Below are 19,117 nucleotides of genomic sequence, written 5' to 3'. Positions count from 1 at the left end.
CAACATAACGGTGTTGTCCGTTAGCAATTACTAGAAAAACCGTTCACTGCTAAAGTTTAGAGGTGGTAAGTAATAATCCCGTACTAGGAAGCTCACACCCTAAGGCTTCCCTCTCTGAAAATCGTAGAAAACTACTCATGTCCTCATCATGACATTTCAATATATTTCATTTATGTAGGTAATTATATGCTCAAAAACTTAGAAAATCAAGGGCGTTACCTTTATTTTTTAAATTTTTCACATTGCGCTCAAACTCATGTAATCCATGTAATTGTACCCGTTCTTGAAATACATTTCGCAAAGTAATAATCATATTATGGTCTTGTTCTTTCGTATATAAATAAATTTTTTTCGGCGAAATAGAAAGAAGTGGTGCAATTACTTTCGTATCAATATATACATCCTTTTGTTTTAATAAGTCTTCATCTATATATTGAACCAATTTCTCTTGTTTTAAACGTCTACCTTTATCATCATAGAAAATAAAACTTTCATCAAAAATAAGATGCACACATGACAAACGTGATTTCCGGCTACGAACTTGTTGCCGGAGCGTTTCAATAAACATTTGATATTCTTGTTCTAACTTATACTCATCAATTGCCACTTCAGCAAGCTTAGCTACCATTTCCCTATATGTACGAAGACGAAAACGAACATATGATGAAAACGAGAATGAAAGTGGATCACAAAGCCAGTTATTTAAAGAGGATTTAATATATGATTCAAATGTGTGACGTGTTAATTCACGAGCAATTCCTTTTCTTCTTCCTTTTAAAATCTCTTGTGCCATATGCAATATTTGATGACACTCTTCCTCTTCTTCATAAAAAAACTTCTCTTTTAATATTGTATATATCCACTCATTTTGTTTCACATTCACAATGAAATATACCATTACTGGCAATAAAATCTTTTCAATATAATTTGATTCACATACTGGTATGTGAATCACCACTTTTTGTTCCTGTAAATATACACTCGTTTCCTTATATAACAGTTCCGCTCTTTTCAGTAGTTGTCTATATACATGCATAGCATCATTTTTTTCTTCGAAGCAAATTTCAATCACTTTTGTCCCCCCTTTTATCCCTGCTCTAAAGGACTGTATCTATACGTTACAAATCCTATAAGAGTCCGTCCCGCGTGAAAGTTCACTCTTAGTAGAATTACATTTCCTATCGTTAGAAAATCCACTCGATATGGCTTGCTAATTTTATATATATTAAGGGAGGGAGAAAAAAATGATACAAGCTACTAGGAATTTTCAATAAGAACTTTTCATTTTATCATTCGACTACTTTAAAAAGCGTTTAACTACGAAAAAAAGAGCAAGCTTCTCAGCTTACTCTTTACTTATGACGACGGTTTTTCCCGCCAATTGGAATTGGTTTCGCTAAATATTTAATTCGCTCCATAATACGAGCTGCTTTCATTTCTTCCGCTTCACCGCGCTGCGTATATGTTAAATGATGTTCTAGCTGTTTAAAATCAAAGTTAGACGTAAAGAACGTCGGTAAGTTTTCTAACATACGGAATTGCAAAATTGCACCGAGTACATCATCACGCACAAAGCTTGACATCGCTTCTGCTCCAATATCATCTAACATTAAAACTTGTACGCGTTTCACCGCATCAATCTTTTCCCCAATTGAATTATCTTGAATCGAACTTTTAATTTCACGTAGAAATTCAGGGAAGTATACGAGCATCGAACTTATTTTCTTTCGAGCAAGCTCATTCGCAATTGCTCCTAACAAATACGTTTTCCCTACACCAAATTTACCGTACAAATATAAACCTTGTACTTTTTTACCAGGTTCATATGTACTTAAAAACTCATTAGCTGCACCAATCGCATCAATACGCGCATCTAAATCTGAAGGGTCTAAGTTTTCCATCGTTGCTTGTAAAATATCAGTTGGCATATATACACTTTGAACGAGCTTTTCATATTTCTTCCTCTCGTCATATGCTACTTTTCTAACGCAACGATCATATTGAATATCAATCATCTTCCCTTGGATAACGAGCTTTGGCTCATATCCTTGCAGCATGTTTTTACACGAACCTAGATCCGGACAATCCGCGCAACCTACACTTTGTCCAATATATTCGTATAATTTTACAAGGCTGCGCTCAATCATAGACGTTGTTACTTCCCCTTTATGTTCGTCTATAAATTCTTTCACACGCGGATGTGCCATTACTTCCGCCTTTAATACTTCATATCTATTTTTAAAATTTTCATTTTCCATTAACTTTGCAAATGAATTTTGAATATGCTCCATTTTCTCACCTCAAAGAGCGTTCATTCTCTTCTATTAATCACGCTTATATTTTTTTAACACTTCTTCTAATCGTTTTCGTTCGTCCTCTAACGTACTTGCACCTTTTTCAGCACTTACATCTTTTTTCACAGTTTCTTTCTCTTGTTCTTTCGGCTCTTCTTTCAGCCAATCTGGTACCATTTCTTTTCGTACTGTTTTCTTGGATGTACGACCTTTCTTCTTCGTCTCAGCCCATTCTTGATATTGACGATTTTCTTCTTTCGCTAATGCCATTGCTTCAGCAACTGTACCGACCTTTTTACGTGCCCAATGTCCAGCAATCTTCTCCACATACGTTTTCGCAAGTTTCATATCTGAGCGTAGCATAACGTAATAAATAAGTACATTCACAACACCTGGTGTTAACTTTTGATTCATCATTACATCTTCAACGATTTGCAAGTCAGCCTTCGTTGCCTCTGCACCGCCAGAGATTTCTTTCAATAGTTGCTTTGGTGAGATTTCCTCTAACTGTTTGATTAACATCTCTTCTTGGGATGTAGGCTCTTTTTCTTTCATCATACATGCAGCGTGAGGCTGTACTCTTTCACTTAATACAGGTAACGCTTGACCGTTTTCGAACTGATACCAATCACGTGCTCCTTTTCTAAGCCTTTCGATATCAATTGTCTGCATCTCTGTCACCGCACCAAGAACGATATTTTGCATCGATAACACATCTACATCATACACGTAAGCAAGTGTAATGACACATTCTCGCACTTGATCTGTAATCGCCTTTTTAGGAACAAGAGCGGACAAGCCGTCTACAAATAAGGAGAAATCAAAGAAATCATTCCAAACTTTTGGAGCATCTCCCTTTTCATTACTTGGCATAGCTGTCGCTTTTGGAATACGAAGATCTTCTTGCGCATGCTCAAGCTGTCCTGGATTAAACGAACCAAATACATCATTAAAAGAACGCGTAACATTTTCATACGATACAAAATCAAATTCTTCTTCCAAGAAATATTGTTTTACTTGATTATATTTTGTCCGACTCAATCGATTGTATAAAAAGATACTTAAAACAATATCATCAAAAAACTGCTTCGGGGATAAAGGTGGTTGCAGCTCATATATAAACATTCGAATATCTTTTTCTTTCTTAATATATACTTTCAAAAGCCCAATTGCTTCTAACTTTACTCGTTCCTCATACACTTCGGGAAGTTGCATTTGCATGGTCACCATAAGGGAATGATGCGTATTCTCTTTTCCAAACACACGATCTTGCTCTAACTCTCCCCATAGCGTCATGTACAAGCTAAAAGCTCTACTACCTATTAACGGCTGATATAACATCGTTAACACTTTTCGGTCGTAATTATGCAGTAACCCTTTCGCACTTACTTTATAACGATCAATCGGCAATAGCTCCATCCATGACTGTTTTTCCATTCTTGCTTTTCCTTTCTCTCATCCAATCTTCACTATATAATTTATTAGCGAAAAAGAGCTATTAGCTTTCGCTTCTAGCTCTCTTATCTCATTATTTACGGTATGTAAAGAGAATACAATACAGATTCTACTCTCTTTCTTTTTGCAGTATATCTTTTAATTCTTCAATAAATACATTTAAATCTTTAAATTGGCGATATACAGAAGCAAAACGCACGTAAGCAACATCATCGATATCACGTAGTTCTTCCATAACAATTTCACCAATCATATCACTTTTCACTTCTGATATACCTAAATTACGAAGTTCACGTTCCACACTTTGAGTTACTTCTTCTAATTGTCTTAAAGATACTGGTCTTTTTTCGCACGCTTTAATTAAGCCACGTAAAATCTTTTCTTTATTAAACTCTTCTCGTGTTCCTTCTTTTTTTACAACGATAAGAGGTGACTCTTCCACTCTTTCAAATGTCGTAAAGCGGCTTAAACAACTTTCACACTCTCTCCTTCTTCGAATAGAGCGCCCCTCGTCTACCGGACGCGAATCTAACACTCTTGTACCATTATGAGAACAGGATGGACAACGCAATATATTCACTCCTTTACACTATACTCTTTATTTTTCTCTACTTACTTCATCTGACAATATATATACAGTATTATATAACTCATTCTAACTCTCTTACCACTTTAAGTTTAAACGCATTATGTTATCATCTCGGTTCCAAAAATAAGATGGTGGAATAGGGCGTTAACTTATTCGCAAGAGCTCAATTCATTCAACTAACGAGTACGTCATATTTTTCCTTTTTTATAAACTAAAAAAGAGGTGCATTATACACCTCTTTACATTTTAAATCAATTATGTTCTTTTTTAAAGAGCTTTTGTTTCTCTCTGCTTAATTTCGAAGCTACCAGTGCCTCGAGGAAGCTCGATGCTCTCACGCGTTTTCGCGTTTAAACCTTCTGCAATATATTCTGCAGCAACATTTGGATCAATACGATCCCCACAAGTATAAACATCAATACTCGCGTAACCGTGCTCCGGAAAGCTATGAATTGTTAAATGTGATTCCGAGATAATAACTACTCCACTTACACCTTGTGGTGCAAATTTATGGAAAGCTACCTCACGCACTTCAGCACCAGCTCTTAGTGCTGCATCCACAAATAATTGTTCAATATACGGCATGTCATTAAGCTTGTCGAAATCGCAATCCCAAAGTTCAGCGATCACGTGACGACCCATCGTATCCATAGTATCCATTCTACAGTTCCCCCTTGTAAATTTATTCTAACTGTTCGAATTGAAAACTAATTTGCAATTTGGCTTGCTCCACTACCACGGGGGAAAGTTAGTCCAGAGAGGTCCTAACCCTTTAAGTAGTGACTACGTACCTCAGCTCTTAAGTTTACGAGTGTTAGTATACTTTGTTTATTTTCATTTTGCAACAACAGTTTTTTCGATTTTCTGTCATATTTTCCTCTTTACTTTTCCCTAAAAAAAATAAATGATTCACGAATACAGTAACCCCAACGTTTCGTGGTATGTCCACTTCTAAAAATATACTTATATAATTTTTTTCCTTTTCAGAAAAAAATAAAAAAAAGAGGGCAAACATTCACTTGCCCTCTCCTTATTCAATTAAATATGCTGCACATTTTCTTGTTTCGCTAATTCATCCACAACTAACGTTACAAGATCTACAACACGACGAGAGTAGCCCCACTCGTTATCATACCAAGCAAGTACTTTCACTTTACGATCACCCATTACCATTGTAGATAAACCATCAATAATAGCTGAGTGTGTATTTGTATTAAAGTCAATAGATACTAAAGGCTCTTCGCTGAATTCTACAATACCTTTTAACGCACCGTTTGCAACAGTTTTGAATGCATCGTTAATAGCTTCAACTGTCACATCGCGTTTTACATCTACTACTAAGTCAACAAGAGACACGTTTGGTGTTGGTACACGAAGTGCCATACCATGAAGTTTTCCATTTAAATGCGGAAGAACTTTTGCTAGCGCTTTCGCAGCACCTGTCGTTGTCGGAATAATTGATTGTCCGCAAGCACGTGCTCTTCTTAAATCTTTATGTGGGTTATCAATATTTTTTTGGTCATTTGTATAAGCGTGAACTGTCGTCATTAAACCGTTTTCAATTCCAAACTGCTCATCTAACACCTTCACAACAGGTGCTAAACAGTTTGTTGTACAAGATGCATTTGAAATAACAGTATGCTTTGTAATATCTAATTGGTCTTCGTTCACACCTACTACAATTGTTACATCTTCATTTTTACCAGGCGCCGTTAAAATAACTTTTTTCGCTCCAGCTTCAACGTGAAGAATTGCTTTTTCTTTTGAATTAAATTTACCAGTTGCTTCAATTACAACTTCAACACCTAAATCTGTCCAAGGCAATTCCTTTGGATCGCGGTTGTTTAAAAGGCGAATCATTTTCCCATCAACTAATAAGTGATCTTCAAATGCTTCTACTGTTCCGTCAAACTTGCCGTGAACTGTATCATATTTAATTAAATGTGCTAACGTTTCAGATGGATAGCTTGCATTGATTGCTACAATTTCGAATGCGCTTTCTTTTATTGCCTGACGAAATACCATTCTCCCAATACGTCCAAATCCATTAATTGCCACACGAGTCATAATATGTTATCCCCCTTGAATGCGTTATACTATTTATCTCCAATCCCAATAATAGTATAACACAAAAAGGGGATATGTCACTAAGCATTTTCATTAATTTCACAATTTTTTAATCAATAATGTTCCAATTCTTTAAAATCACCTGTAATTGTGTTTTCGTTCCCATAATTGTGCCATCATTATTTATCACTTCATCTGCACGTTTTACTTTTTCTTCTAACGGCATTTGAGATTGAATACGAGCTGTTGCTTCTTCTTCTGAAAAATTGTTTCGCTTCATTAAACGTTCTAATTGCGTACGTGGCTTAACTGCTACAACTAAAACGCGGTCAACGAGACTTGTTAATTTACTTTCAAATAAGAGAGGAATATCTAACACAACCGCTTGCGCACCTTCTTTTATGTACATTTCCTTTTGCCTATTCATTTCCTCACGCACTGCAGGATGAACAATTTTGTTTAACTGCAATCGTTTCTCTTCATTATAAAAAACGACACTTCCTAATTTCGGCCGATCCAGTTCCCCATCTTCTTGTAATACTTCCGTTCCAAACACTTCTACAATTTTGTTATATGCTGGCTTTCCTCGTTCTACAACTTCTCGTGCAATAATATCTGCATCAATAACTGGTATACTGAGCTCGCGAAACATTTGAGATACTGTACTTTTTCCGCTTGCAATACCTCCCGTTAATCCAATTACTACTGTCATAATAATCCTCCTCATAATAAAAGGCGCGAAACTAATGTTCCACGCCCGTACTTACATTTTCCAAATTCCAATAATAATGAGTAATACTCCAGGCAGGAATGTAAATTTTTGCAACCATTTCATATTTGATAAAACCGTTCCAAGTTTCATTCCAATAAATAAAAACAAAGAACTCATCACTGCAACTAATATCGCCATCATAGCGGGTGTATACCCTAATAAAGATGCACCAATTCCAGCACCGAATGAATCTACAGAAAGAGCGATACCAAGAAGCAATGCTTCTCCTGCAGAAATGGTGCCTGATTTATCGAAATCTGCTACAGTCGGTTTCCGTAAAATTTGAATGACTAACCCAAGCGAGGCAATCTCTAACTTCCAGACCTTCTCCTCTTGCTTCGGTTCTTCTTTTTTCTCACTTCGAAAAAATTGGTATAATACCCAAATTCCTATTCCAATAAGAACAAGCCCACCGATACGCGTTGCGATAACAGGTGAAAATACTTTCGCGATCATATGTCCAATTCCCATTGAAACAAGCATAACAGCCGCTGAACACATTCCGATAATTATAATTGATCTTAGTGGAATTCTTACGCTTCTTAAACCATATGTTAGCCCTACACTACAGCTATCCAAGCTTAATGTAAAAGCTAATAAAATAAGAGATAAATAAAGGTACATCGGTAAGCTCCTCCCTTATACATAGCTCTGCTGTATGTATATGACAAATGCCTATCCGATGTTATCTCTTTTCTATATTCTTGGCTGACAAATCGGGCAGTAATGCGTTCCTCTTCCGCCAACAACTGTTTTTTCTAATATCGTACCGCAAGTCACACACGGTTCTCCTTTTTTTCCATATACATTTAGAAGTTCTTGGAATGAGCCAATTTGCCCTTGTGAGTTGATATACGTTCGGATTGTACTTCCGCCACGCTTCACTGCTTCGCCTAACGTTGTAACAGTCGCCTCATAAATTCGCTCAATTTCTTCTACTGTTAAAGACGACGCTTCTCGTTCTGGATGAATTTGAGAACGGAATAAAACTTCATCTACATATATATTTCCAAGTCCTACTAAAAGGCGCTGGTCTAATAATACAACTTTTATTTTACGATTTGTCTTTTGCAATCTCTCTTGTAAATACTGTGGTGTCAATTCAGCATCAAATGGCTCCGGACCTAAGTCAGCAAGAGGCATTTGATTCATTTCCTCACCTTTTTTAAAGAGATGCATCGTACCGAACTTTCTCACATCTTTATAATGTAATTCAGTTCCATCTGTAAATAAGAAACGGACGTGCGTATGCTTATCAATTGGCTCATCCTCTTGATGCAGTAAAAACTTACCTTCCATACGCAAATGTGAAACAATGACATAATTCGTTACATATAAAAGCAAAAACTTTCCTCTTCGCTTTATATTTTCAATCGTCTCGCCTTTTAGCATTTCTTTAAAGATTTCTGCATCATCTGGACGTTTTACTATTTTGGGATAGGTAACAATGACATCTTCAATTGTTTTTCCTGTTACAAGATTTTCAAGTGTCCGTCTGACGTTTTCAACCTCTGGTAATTCAGGCATTTCATCACTTCCTTATTTTGCGTCGTACCAAGTTGGGCCGTAAGAATAATCAACTTTCAGCGGAACTGCGAGTTCAATTGCATGCTCCATTACTTCTGGTACAAGCTTCTCTAATTTTTCAATTTCTTCTTTTGGCGCTTCAAATATTAATTCATCGTGTACTTGCAATAGAAGACGCGCTTGTAATCCTTCTTCTTCTAAACGATCTGCCATAATAATCATCGCTTTTTTAATAATATCTGCTGCAGTACCTTGAATTGGTGTATTCATAGCTGTACGCTCAGCAAAGCTACGCAAGTTGAAATTACGACTCGTAATTTCCGGAATGTAACGGCGGCGATTTAATAATGTAGCCACATATCCTTTTTGTTTCGCATCTTTTACGATGTCATCCATGTATTCTTGTACACCAGGGAAACTTTCTAAATACTTTTCAATAAATTCCGCTGCTGCTTTTCTTGTAATTCCTAAGTTTTGTGAAAGACCATAATCACTAATACCATACACAATTCCGAAGTTAACAGCTTTCGCTTGTCGTCTCATATTTGAAGTTACTTCATCTTTTTCAACGCCAAATACATCCATAGCTGTTTTCGTATGAATATCCATGTCATGTTGGAACGCTTCAACTAGCCCTTTATCATTTGCAATATGAGCTAATACACGAAGTTCAATTTGCGAATAATCTGCCGCGTACATAATCCACCCTTCTTCTGATGGAACGAATGCCTGACGAATCTTTCTTCCTTCTTCTAGTCGAATCGGGATATTTTGCAAGTTTGGATCCGTTGAACTTAATCGGCCCGTTTGCGTTAATACTTGATTGAAACGAGTATGAATTTTAGATGAATCTTCATGTACAACTTTTAATAAACCTTCAATATAAGTTGAATTTAGTTTCCCTAATTGACGGTAATGTAAAATGTTTGGAATAATTTCATGGTGATCCATCAGCTTGTCTAGTACATCAGCTGACGTAGAATAACCTGTTTTCGTCTTCTTAATAACCGGTAAGTTTAAATTCTCAAACAGAATAACGCCAAGCTGCTTCGGTGAATTAATATTAAATTCTGTTCCCGCCAGCTTATAAATTTCCTGTTCCATTTCCTTTAATCTACCTGCAAGTTCTACTCCCATATTACGAAGACGTTCTGTATCAACTTTTACACCTTTTACTTCCATATCAGCTAATACACGTGCAAGTGGTAATTCTAACTCTGTAAACAGTTCATATTGCTCATTCTTTTCTAACTCTTCAACGAATGTTTGCTTCACATCATATAATACATGCACTTTACGAGCTACATGCTCCGCTACTATCTCTAGCTCTGGAACAGCACGCTTCGCGCCTTTTCCGTAAACTTCTTCATCGGATTTCACAGCATGCGTTTCTTTCATTTTCGCTACAGTACGGAAATCTTTATCTGTATCAGCTGGATCAAGTAAGTAAGCAGCGATTAATAGATCAAAGTCAATCCCTTGCATATCTATACCGTTCCATTTCAGTGCAACGATCGCACGCTTCGCATCAAATGTATACTTTCTCATTTCTCCATCTGCAAGCCACTCTTTAAAAGCATCTGACTTAAGAGCAATGTCTGTCTGAATAAAGTAACATCCATTTTCATTTTGAATACCGAAACCTTGAATGTCTGCTTTATGATAATTATCTTCTTGTACTTCAACGATAAGCGCACTATCTTGTTGAAGCATTTCTTCTGTAACTTCTTCCACGATATCAAATGTAATATCATCTAATTCAGCTGGAGCCGTTTCTTCTGGAGTAACGCCTAATTTATTTAAAAGAGATGTGAATCCTAAATTCTCGAACATTGGAATGACATCACTTGCTTCATACCCTTTATACTCCATATCATCCACATGCACTGTAATCGGCGCATCTGTAATAATCGTTGCAAGATCTTTACTCATAAGAGCTTGGTCTTTATTTGCTTCCAGCTTTTCTTTTAATTTCTTCCCGCTTACTTGATCTATATTTTCATACACTTCTTCAACCGTTCCAAACTGTGTTAACAATTTAATCGCAGTTTTTTCACCAACTCCTGGTACACCTGGAATATTATCTGATTGGTCTCCCATTAAACCTTTCATATCGATAATTTGCTTTGGTGATAAGCTGTATTTCTCAAATAAAGCTTCTTTCGTATATTCATCTACTTCCGTAATCCCTTTTCTAGGAATGCATACAAGCGTGTTATCAGAAACAAGTTGAAGTAAATCTTTATCTCCTGAAATAACTTTTACACTAGCTCCTTGTTCACTCGCTTCTTTCGCTAGCGTTCCCATAATGTCATCCGCTTCATAATTTTCTAATTCATAACGCGGTACGTTGAATGCATCGAGCATCTCACGAATAAACGGGAATTGCTCTGATAACTCAGGTGGAGTCTTTTGACGTCCTCCTTTATACTCACTATATGTTTTATGACGGAATGTCGTTTTACCCGCATCAAATGCTACTAACATGTGCGTCGGTTTTTCTTCCTCTAATATTCTCATTAACATCATTGTAAAACCGTAAATTGCGTTCGTATGTATACCCTTGTCGTTATTTAAAAGCGGTAGTGCAAAGAAAGCACGATACGCGATATTATTACCATCTACTAATACGACCTTTTTTTCCAAATCAGAAACCTCCCCATACAAATTTGAAATGATTTTTTTCACAGAAAAAAACCGTTTCTTTCCTCTCTCTATATTAACATGACTAATAGAGAGAAGAAAAATAACGGTTATTTTCTTTCATATATAAAACAGACTAATATTGGCATAAAGGGAAGTGACGAGAACAGCTTAACTATTCTCGTCCAAAATTACTCCTTGGATGAAGGGGTTTTCATGTATTATATTAACAGAGCTTTATTAATATTTAATTAAGCCATTGTTAATATATTGTAAACATCCTTCATCCTATTTTTCAGTTGCTGATTTTGGTAAAACAACTGTAAATGTTGTCCCTTCCCCAACTTCACTATCCACTGTAATCGTACCGTGATGCGCCTCAACTAAATGCTTTACAATCGATAACCCAAGGCCTGTACCACCAGTATTTCTACTTCTCGCTTTATCCACTCGGTAAAAGCGTTCAAAAATACGTGGAATTTCATCTTTACTAATACCAATTCCAGTATCTGATACTTTTATATAAGCATTATATTTATCTTCTGCTAATTCTACAGAAACAACGCCTCCAGCCGGTGTATATACGATTGCGTTATTCATTAAATTAATAAAGATCTGCTGCAAACGACTTGGATCTCCAATGACAGAGACACGTTTTAGTGTATTTACTTGTAAAGAGATTTCTTTTTCTCCCGCTTTATTATCAAGCACCATATGAATGTCTTCAAGAAGCCCCTTCATATCAACGGTCCCCATACTCAATTTAAATCCTTGTTGCTCAATCTTTGATAAATCTAATAAATCTTCAATTAATCCTTGCATACGTTCACTTTCTTTTAAAATAATATGCAAGAAATGCTCGCAGAATTTTTTATTATCCATAGCACCGTCTAAAAGTGTTTCTGAAAAACCTTTAATAGAAGTAATCGGCGTTTTTAGTTCATGAGAAACATTCGCTAAAAAGTCTTTTCTCATTTGTTCTAACTTTTTCAGCTCAGTAATGTCATGGAATACAAGGACAATCCCTTTCCATTCATGGTTCGTCCCGATAATCGGTGCTCCATATACCTCGAAATGCTTTCGCTCAATTCCAAGTGGCAATAACATTTGTTTGCGCACTTTCACTTCTGTCATAAAGATTTCTTCCACAAGCTCTATAATTTCCGGATGATGAAACGACTCATAATATAAACGATCTAAATATTCTTCATCTGTGACGTGAAAAGTTTCCTTATACGAACGGTTTACAAGGTTGATATAACCGCGGCTATCAATTAAAATCATTCCACTTCCCATATTTTCAATTAACGTATGCAGACGATCTTGTTGCATTTCTTGCTCAAGTGTCATCTCTTGTAAATTACGAGCTAAAATATTAATCGCTTTACTTAACATTCCCGTTTCATCCGAATGACTTTCATAAGCGCGTGCTTTATAATTCCCCTTCGCTAATTCGATGGCAACTTTCGTAACGGATTCAATCGGCCTAATATATTGCCCTGTAATTTTCATACCTAAAAATACGACGACGAGACACGCGATAACAAATCCGATAATTAATAATCCCCACGTTTTTTGATGAACGTCTTTCAAAGGCTCAATTGTGCTCTTCACCAAAATGTATCCTTGTTTCCCTGCTACATCTTGCACGAACACCGCATGGTAAAATTCATTATTTTGATCTGTTTCTTTCGTAATGACTTTATTTCTTTGTTTCGTTGTTTCAGAGGAAAGATCTTTGATTATCCCTTGACTAAAAGCAGACGATTCTCCCCCGCTATATTGAACCTTCTTTTTTTCATCTACAAATGCAATAGAAGCCTGTATTTTTTCTTCTAACTTCTCAAATACATATGGATTTTTTAAAACATCATCAAAACCTTGTTCTTCTGCTAATACCGCAACATACTCTGTCTCTTTTACCATTCTCTCTTTCGCATGATCTATATAATAGTTTTCAAACACGGTCTCCAGTAATAAACCGAGTCCGACTAAAATAAAAACAATAAGAGAAACAAATGTAAAAAGAAGCCTGGAACGAAATTTATTCATCCCCTTTTGGCTCCTCTAATTTATATCCTAAACCACGTATCGTTTTAATGTACGTCGGTTTTTTCGTATTTTGTTCAATTTTATCGCGTAAATGGCTAATATGAACGTCAACAATTCGTGTATCACCAGCGAAATCATAATTCCATACAGCACTTAATAATTGATCACGCGTCAACACGCGGCTCTTATTTTTCGCAAGATAAACAAGTAGTTCAAATTCTTTTGGTGTTAATTCAAGCTTTCTTCCTTGGAAATAAGCCTCATAAAACTCTGGTAAAATTTTAAGTTCAGCAATTGTAATGCTCTCTTCATCTGATGATTCTGTAACTTGCTCTTCTTGTTGTAATTTCGTACGGCGTAAAATTGCCTTCACACGCGCGACAACTTCCCTTGGACTAAATGGCTTCGTCATATAATCATCAGCCCCAAGTTCAAGACCTAGCACCTTATCAAATTCATCATCTTTTGCTGTTAACATTAAAATCGGCGTCATAACGCGCTGCAATCGTAATTCTTTACATACTTCCATACCATCCATTTTTGGAAGCATTAAATCTAATATAATTAAATCTGGACGTTCTGTTGTCGCTTTTTGAAGCGCCATTTCTCCATCCATCGCTGTTATCACTTCAAAACCAGCTTGTTGTAAATTAAATTCGATTAAAGTTAAGATAAACTCCTCATCATCAACTACTAAAATACGATTGTTCATTCTTTTCCTCCAAGTTATAGACTTGAAACCTTCTTCATCCTAGTATTTTCCCCGTTATTCTCATCATACTAGAAAACAAGGTCCCTCTCAATATAATTGTCTATACATGGAGCTCATTTGTACTAACACTTCGAAAATAAAAGCAATTAAAACTTCATCCCCTCTCCGCTCTCCAAACTCGATAGATGAATCTACCTTTTTCAAAATGTTTTTCCGTACAAACCGTAAACTCCCTCTCCTGGGCTAAAAAAAAGAAAGAGCATACGCTATTTTATAATCTAGCGTTTCATACCCATCAAATACTCTTCCATGCATTTCATTCACAATTGAATCCGCCCACACTTCAGCCTCTCTCATCGTTTCAAAGATAACGTCTTCTCTTTTCCATCTCACCTTAAAAATCACTCCTTTCATTGACTTACATTAACAATTTATATATTATAAATTTAAATATATAGATATAAACAATGTGGAGGTCTATTATGCGACTAGTACTACCTATTCTATCTTTAATAGTAACGTGTATTCTTACATTCAACGCCCCAAGCTGGGATACAATTAAAACAGGTTGTTCAGATTTCGCCGAAGGATTCACACAAGGATTCTTCAACTAAAAATAGCGCTAGCCTCCTTATAGAAAGGTATGCTAGCGCTATATTTTTAGTTTTTAAAAATTATCTAATGCTTTTTCCATAATAGAAACCGATTTAAAAGGCGGCGTTACTGTTAAAGAACCCTTTACAACCGTTTCTCCTTTTTCATCATGAGCAGATACAAGCATATCAATTGTATGTTCCTCCTCAGAAACAGCCACTACTTCAAAGTGGATTTGTAACGTTTCATAATGGTGAACATGCTTCACGAACGTAAGGTCCTTTCTCGTAATATGACTACCTGGACCTGGTAAATATTTCGTAACTGCCGTTGTAATCATTCCAGTTAGCATAATGCTTGGTACAATCGGCTTTTCATACGGAGTTTGGGATGCGTAATCATGCTGAATATATAATGGATTGGCATCATTCGTTAACCCTAAGTACAATAACAAATCTTTATCCTCAATTTTTTCAGTGATAGATAATTTCTCTCCTACTGTAATTTCATCCATTTTACGACCAATTTGAACTTTTTTCTTTAACATGTTACAACCCCCTCCGATTTTTCCACCTTATTATCCTACTAAAAGCGATACCTGATCCGAAATTTACTATGATGAGGGCAATATATAGTATAAATCTACAGTTTCATTATAGGATATTACAAATGATAGCGTTTTCATATTATTTCAAAAAAACATTTGTATAAATAGTAGAAAAAGATTCGGGGCCCCGAATCTTTTTCTACTTCTATTTCATTATTAAACAAGAACTTTCATAACATTACGTACAGATTCTACAGAGCGATCTAACGCTTCTTTTTCATCTGCAAGAAGTTCTAATTCAATAATTTTTTCAATTCCGTTACCACCTAGAATTACTGGTACCCCTAAGTAAAGGTCGCTATAACCATATTCACCTTCAAGGTATGCAATAGCCGGTAATACACGGCGTTGATCTTTTAAGATTGCTTCTGTCATTTCAACTAAAGAAGCAGCTGGTGCGTAATATGCACTACCGTTTCCTAATAAGCCTACAATTTCGCCGCCACCTTTACGGGTACGTTCTACGATTGCTTCTAAACGCTCTTTCGGAATTAACGTTTCTAACGGAATGCCACCTGCATAAGAATAACGTACAAGAGGTACCATATCGTCGCCGTGTCCACCAAGAACAAATCCTGTAATATCTTTCACAGAAAGATTTAATTCTTGTGCGATGAATGTACGGAAACGAGCTGTATCTAATACGCCCGATTGACCGATAACACGTTCTTTCGGGAATCCCGCTTCTTTAAATACAGAATATGTCATTGCATCAACTGGATTTGTTAATACAACAATAATCGCATTTGGTGAATGTTTTGCAATGTCGCGCGTAATACTTTTCATAATTTTAGAGTTTGTTGCTACTAAGTCATCACGGCTCATACCAGGCTTACGCGCAATACCTGCTGTAATCACAACAACGTCAGAATCAGCAGTATCTGCGTAATCAGATGTTCCAATAATGTTAGCATCAAAACCTTGTACTGGGCTCGCTTCTAACATATCTAACGCTTTCCCTTTTGTTGGATTTTCCAGTTGTGGAATGTCCACTAATACAACATCTGCAAGTTCTTTTTGTGCTAATAAGAATGCTGTTGTTGCTCCTGTAAATCCTGCACCGATGACTGAAACTTTCTTGCGTTTGATTGTCATAATTTACCCCCCGCTTTAATTATGCGTTTTTGATTATCGCTACATCCATGTTTTTAATAAGTTCATTAGCGAACTCAGAACATTTCACTTCTGTTGCACCTTCCATTAAGCGTGCGAAATCATAAGTCACTACTTTTGAAGCAATTGTTTTCTCAACTGAAGCAGTTACTAATTTCGCAGCTTCGTTCCATCCTAAGTGCTCTAATAATAATACACCAGAAAGAAGAACTGAAGATGGGTTTACTTTATCTAAACCTGCATATTTTGGAGCTGTACCGTGCGTAGCTTCAAAGATAGCATGTCCAGTCACATAGTTAATGTTTGCACCAGGTGCAATACCAATTCCACCTACTTGTGCAGCAAGTGCATCAGAGATGTAGTCTCCGTTTAAGTTCATTGTTGCAACAACATCGAACTCACGTGGACGAGTTAAAATTTGTTGTAAGAAGATGTCTGCAATAGAATCTTTTACGATGATTTTTCCAGCCACTTCAGCGTCTGCCATCGCTTTATTCGCTGCATCTTTTCCATCTTTCTCAACGATACGATCATATTCAGCCCAAGTAAATACTTTGTCGCCGAATTCTTGTTCCGCCACTTCGTAACCCCAGTTTTTGAAAGCACCTTCTGTAAATTTCATAATGTTTCCTTTATGAACTAATGTAACAGAAGAGCGTTTTTCGTTAATTGCATATTGAATTGCAGCACGAACAAGACGCTTTGTCCCTTCTTCTGAGATTGGTTTAATACCAATACCAGATGTTTCTGGGAAGCGGATTTTATTCACACCCATTGCTTCTTTTAAGAAAGTAAGAACTTTTTCTGCTTCTGGAGATCCTTGCGCATATTCAATTCCAGCATAAATGTCTTCTGTATTTTCACGGAAAATAACCATATCAGTATCTTCCGGACGTTTTACAGGTGAAGGAACACCTTCAAAATAACGAACTGGACGTAGACATACATATAAATCTAATTCTTGACGAAGTGCTACGTTTAGAGAACGAATACCACCGCCAACTGGAGTTGTAAGTGGACCTTTAATCGCGATTAAATATTCACGAATTAAATTTAAAGTTTCTTCTGGTAACCACTCGCCTGTTTGGTTGAATGCTTTTTCCCCTGCAAGCACTTCTTTCCAAACGATTTTCTTCTCACCATCATAAGCTTTTTCAACTGCTGCTTCTAGTACACGAGATGCAGCTACCCAAATATCAGGACCAATTCCATCTCCTTCAATAAATGGAATAATCGGATTGTTTGGTACATTCATAACACCATTAGTTACAGTAATTTTTTCACCTGTCGTCAATGTGATAACCCCCATGTTTGAAATTTCATATGTATGAAACTGAGGGAATAACCCCTCAGTTCAAACCGTTAGTCAAATTAAAATATTCTAATCATTACATCTTTCCGAAAAAATCAGACTTTTGAAAGCGTATTTTCACTATCAAAATAGTGTTATTCGCTTATCGTTGTGCAATCGGAACATACACTTGATGTGTTGGTCCATTATAATCAGCACGCGGACGGATTAAACGGTTATTTTCATATTGTTCTAGAATATGAGCTAACCAGCCTGACATACGGCTAATTGCAAAAATAGGTGTAAATAAGTCATGGTCAATTCCTAAACAATGGTATACAGAAGCTGAATAGAAATCAACATTTGGTGGAAGACCTTTTTCTTTTGTTACAATGTCTTCAATTTTGATAGACATATTATACCATTTCTCTTCTCCTAAAAGCACGCATAATCTCTTAGACATTTCGCGTAAATGTTTTGCACGTGGATCACCATGCTCATATACACGGTGGCCAAAGCCCATAATTTTCACTTTATTTTGAAGAGCATTATGAATATATGATTCTACATTTTCTTCTTCGCCAATTTCAGTTAACATCTTCATTACATTTTCATTTGCCCCGCCGTGAAGAGGACCTTTTAACGCACCGATTGCTGCTGTAATACCAGAATATACATCTGAAAGTGTAGCTACACAAACACGTGCAGTAAATGTAGAAGCGTTTAACTCATGATCTGCGTGAAGTACAAGCGCCTTATCAAAAGCTTCAATTTCAACTTCATTTGGCTCGCGATCATTTAACATGTACAAGAAGTTTGCAGCTAATGATAAATCATTTCTAGGCTCAACAACATCTAAGCCTTTACGGATTCTTGCGTAAGCAGCAACTAAAGTTCCCACTTGAGCCTGTAATTTAACCGCTTTCAAATAATTGGACTTTTCATCCATAATTTCAGCGCTCTCATCGTATAATGATAGCATGGAAATTGCAGTTCGTAAAACAGACATCGGATGTGCGATTTTTAAATCTACTTGTTTCAAATATGCTAAAATCTCACCTGGAACTTTATAGTATTCCGATACAATCTCCTTAAATTCCGCTAGTTCTTGCTCGTTAGGAAGCTTGCGATGCCATAATAAGTACACTACTTCTTCAAATGTAGCATTCTCAGCTAAATCATCAATATTATACCCAACATAAGTTAATGTATCATCAATAATAGAGCTCACAGATGATGTTGTTGCTACTACCCCTTCTAAACCTCGAATAACAGTCATGACATTCTCTCCTTTTCCTGAAAATTCTCCCAACCTTGCTCCTTATATCTATTTGCTCCCCTTTTGAATTATGAACGCCCGTTCACTCTTTAGGCAAGCAAAATGCACGATCATGCAAATTT

Annotated in this window: 17 protein-coding genes, 1 pseudogene and 1 other annotated feature (1 of these 19 cut by a window edge); of the genes and pseudogenes, 1 reads left to right on the top strand and 17 read right to left on the bottom strand. The window is 36.4% G+C overall.

The features are described from left to right. Positions 1-159 (bottom strand) — a binding site (T-box leader); it reaches 70 nt to the left of the window's first position. 31 nt (positions 160-190) lie between these two features. The 13 genes and pseudogenes from ytxC to ACTFRS_RS12550 form a co-directional block, all read right to left on the bottom strand. After that, positions 191-1,072, bottom strand: coding sequence for a putative sporulation protein YtxC (gene ytxC / locus ACTFRS_RS12610; RefSeq protein ID WP_000569618.1), 882 nt, complete (start codon positions 1,070-1,072; stop codon positions 191-193). 280 nt (positions 1,073-1,352) lie between these two features. Beyond that, complete coding sequence (dnaI, locus tag ACTFRS_RS12605) at positions 1,353-2,291, bottom strand: primosomal protein DnaI (protein WP_000400101.1); 939 nt, start codon at positions 2,289-2,291, stop codon at positions 1,353-1,355. Between the two features lie 33 nt (positions 2,292-2,324). Further along, positions 2,325-3,731, bottom strand: a complete 1,407-nt coding sequence (locus tag ACTFRS_RS12600) for a replication initiation and membrane attachment family protein (protein ID WP_139866460.1) — start codon at positions 3,729-3,731, stop codon at positions 2,325-2,327. A 127-nt stretch (positions 3,732-3,858) separates the two neighbouring features. Beyond that, the gene (nrdR, locus tag ACTFRS_RS12595) at positions 3,859-4,320 is read right to left on the bottom strand and encodes a transcriptional regulator NrdR (RefSeq protein WP_001203687.1); all 462 of its coding nucleotides are present in this window, start codon (positions 4,318-4,320) and stop codon (positions 3,859-3,861) included. A 285-nt stretch (positions 4,321-4,605) separates the two neighbouring features. Continuing rightward, the gene (gene speD / locus ACTFRS_RS12590; protein WP_002003660.1) at positions 4,606-4,989 is read right to left on the bottom strand and encodes an adenosylmethionine decarboxylase; all 384 of its coding nucleotides are present in this window, start codon (positions 4,987-4,989) and stop codon (positions 4,606-4,608) included. A gap of 387 nt (positions 4,990-5,376) precedes the next feature. Next, positions 5,377-6,405 carry a glyceraldehyde-3-phosphate dehydrogenase gene (locus tag ACTFRS_RS12585; protein WP_000198972.1) on the bottom strand — a complete coding sequence of 343 codons (1,029 nt, stop codon included), beginning with the start codon at positions 6,403-6,405 and terminating at the stop codon, positions 5,377-5,379. Between the two features lie 109 nt (positions 6,406-6,514). Further along, positions 6,515-7,117 carry a dephospho-CoA kinase gene (gene coaE / locus ACTFRS_RS12580; protein ID WP_073529853.1) on the bottom strand — a complete coding sequence of 201 codons (603 nt, stop codon included), beginning with the start codon at positions 7,115-7,117 and terminating at the stop codon, positions 6,515-6,517. A 51-nt stretch (positions 7,118-7,168) separates the two neighbouring features. Next, a complete protein-coding gene (gene ytaF, locus ACTFRS_RS12575; protein ID WP_139866458.1) occupies positions 7,169-7,801 on the bottom strand; it encodes a sporulation membrane protein YtaF in 633 nt (210 codons plus the stop codon). Between the two features lie 72 nt (positions 7,802-7,873). Next, positions 7,874-8,704 carry a DNA-formamidopyrimidine glycosylase gene (mutM, locus tag ACTFRS_RS12570; protein WP_001114483.1) on the bottom strand — a complete coding sequence of 277 codons (831 nt, stop codon included), beginning with the start codon at positions 8,702-8,704 and terminating at the stop codon, positions 7,874-7,876. Between the two features lie 12 nt (positions 8,705-8,716). Beyond that, a complete protein-coding gene (gene polA / locus ACTFRS_RS12565; protein ID WP_139866457.1) occupies positions 8,717-11,350 on the bottom strand; it encodes a DNA polymerase I in 2,634 nt (877 codons plus the stop codon). A gap of 285 nt (positions 11,351-11,635) precedes the next feature. Further along, positions 11,636-13,399 carry a sensory box histidine kinase PhoR gene (gene phoR / locus ACTFRS_RS12560; protein ID WP_062821910.1) on the bottom strand — a complete coding sequence of 588 codons (1,764 nt, stop codon included), beginning with the start codon at positions 13,397-13,399 and terminating at the stop codon, positions 11,636-11,638. Then, a complete protein-coding gene (phoP, locus tag ACTFRS_RS12555) occupies positions 13,392-14,111 on the bottom strand; it encodes a two-component system response regulator PhoP (RefSeq protein ID WP_001065225.1) in 720 nt (239 codons plus the stop codon). The genes phoR and phoP overlap by 8 nt, the downstream gene beginning before the upstream one ends. Positions 14,112-14,265: 154 nt before the next feature. Beyond that, positions 14,266-14,504, bottom strand: a pseudogene (locus tag ACTFRS_RS12550) (hypothetical protein). A gap of 89 nt (positions 14,505-14,593) precedes the next feature. On the opposite strand from ACTFRS_RS12550, the gene ACTFRS_RS12545 reads away from it, so the two are divergent. Further along, positions 14,594-14,725, top strand: a complete 132-nt coding sequence (locus tag ACTFRS_RS12545; protein ID WP_001241581.1) for a hypothetical protein — start codon at positions 14,594-14,596, stop codon at positions 14,723-14,725. Between the two features lie 53 nt (positions 14,726-14,778). Here ACTFRS_RS12545 and ACTFRS_RS12540 read toward each other — a convergent pair whose 3' ends face one another. The 4 genes from ACTFRS_RS12540 to citZ all read right to left on the bottom strand — a co-directional run bounded on the left by ACTFRS_RS12540 (position 14,779) and on the right by citZ (position 19,028). Further along, the gene (locus ACTFRS_RS12540) at positions 14,779-15,252 is read right to left on the bottom strand and encodes a MaoC family dehydratase (protein WP_000914180.1); all 474 of its coding nucleotides are present in this window, start codon (positions 15,250-15,252) and stop codon (positions 14,779-14,781) included. Positions 15,253-15,468: 216 nt separating this feature from the next. Continuing rightward, positions 15,469-16,407 (bottom strand): malate dehydrogenase, encoded by a 939-nt coding sequence (gene mdh, locus ACTFRS_RS12535; RefSeq protein WP_000153232.1) that lies wholly within the window; start codon positions 16,405-16,407, stop codon positions 15,469-15,471. 19 nt (positions 16,408-16,426) lie between these two features. Beyond that, positions 16,427-17,719: an NADP-dependent isocitrate dehydrogenase gene (gene icd, locus ACTFRS_RS12530; protein WP_440024895.1), complete on the bottom strand. Its 1,293-nt coding sequence runs from the start codon at positions 17,717-17,719 to the stop codon at positions 16,427-16,429. 160 nt (positions 17,720-17,879) lie between these two features. Next, entirely contained in the window at positions 17,880-19,028 is a 1,149-nt protein-coding gene (gene citZ / locus ACTFRS_RS12525) for a citrate synthase (RefSeq protein WP_000503657.1), read from the bottom strand. Positions 19,029-19,117 lie beyond the last annotated feature (89 nt).

The sequence above is a fragment of the Bacillus cereus group sp. MYBK139-1 genome, assembly GCF_051916915.1.
GTDB lineage: Bacteria > Bacillota > Bacilli > Bacillales > Bacillaceae_G > Bacillus_A > Bacillus_A pacificus.
This window is presented reverse-complemented; position numbering and strand designations above follow the sequence as displayed.

Coding starts and splice junctions, on each gene's coding strand:
- ACTFRS_RS12585 (WP_000198972.1), bottom strand. CDS start 6,405: ATGACTCGTGTGGCAATTAATGGATTTGGACGTATTGGGAGAATGGTA.
- ACTFRS_RS12600 (WP_139866460.1), bottom strand. CDS start 3,731: ATGGAAAAACAGTCATGGATGGAGCTATTGCCGATTGATCGTTATAAA.
- dnaI (WP_000400101.1), bottom strand. CDS start 2,291: ATGGAGCATATTCAAAATTCATTTGCAAAGTTAATGGAAAATGAAAAT.
- mdh (WP_000153232.1), bottom strand. CDS start 16,407: ATGACAATCAAACGCAAGAAAGTTTCAGTCATCGGTGCAGGATTTACA.
- mutM (WP_001114483.1), bottom strand. CDS start 8,704: ATGCCTGAATTACCAGAGGTTGAAAACGTCAGACGGACACTTGAAAAT.
- ACTFRS_RS12545 (WP_001241581.1), top strand. CDS start 14,594: ATGCGACTAGTACTACCTATTCTATCTTTAATAGTAACGTGTATTCTT.
- ACTFRS_RS12540 (WP_000914180.1), bottom strand. CDS start 15,252: ATGTTAAAGAAAAAAGTTCAAATTGGTCGTAAAATGGATGAAATTACA.
- phoP (WP_001065225.1), bottom strand. CDS start 14,111: ATGAACAATCGTATTTTAGTAGTTGATGATGAGGAGTTTATCTTAACT.
- phoR (WP_062821910.1), bottom strand. CDS start 13,399: ATGAATAAATTTCGTTCCAGGCTTCTTTTTACATTTGTTTCTCTTATT.
- speD (WP_002003660.1), bottom strand. CDS start 4,989: ATGGATACGATGGGTCGTCACGTGATCGCTGAACTTTGGGATTGCGAT.
- coaE (WP_073529853.1), bottom strand. CDS start 7,117: ATGACAGTAGTAATTGGATTAACGGGAGGTATTGCAAGCGGAAAAAGT.
- ytaF (WP_139866458.1), bottom strand. CDS start 7,801: ATGTACCTTTATTTATCTCTTATTTTATTAGCTTTTACATTAAGCTTG.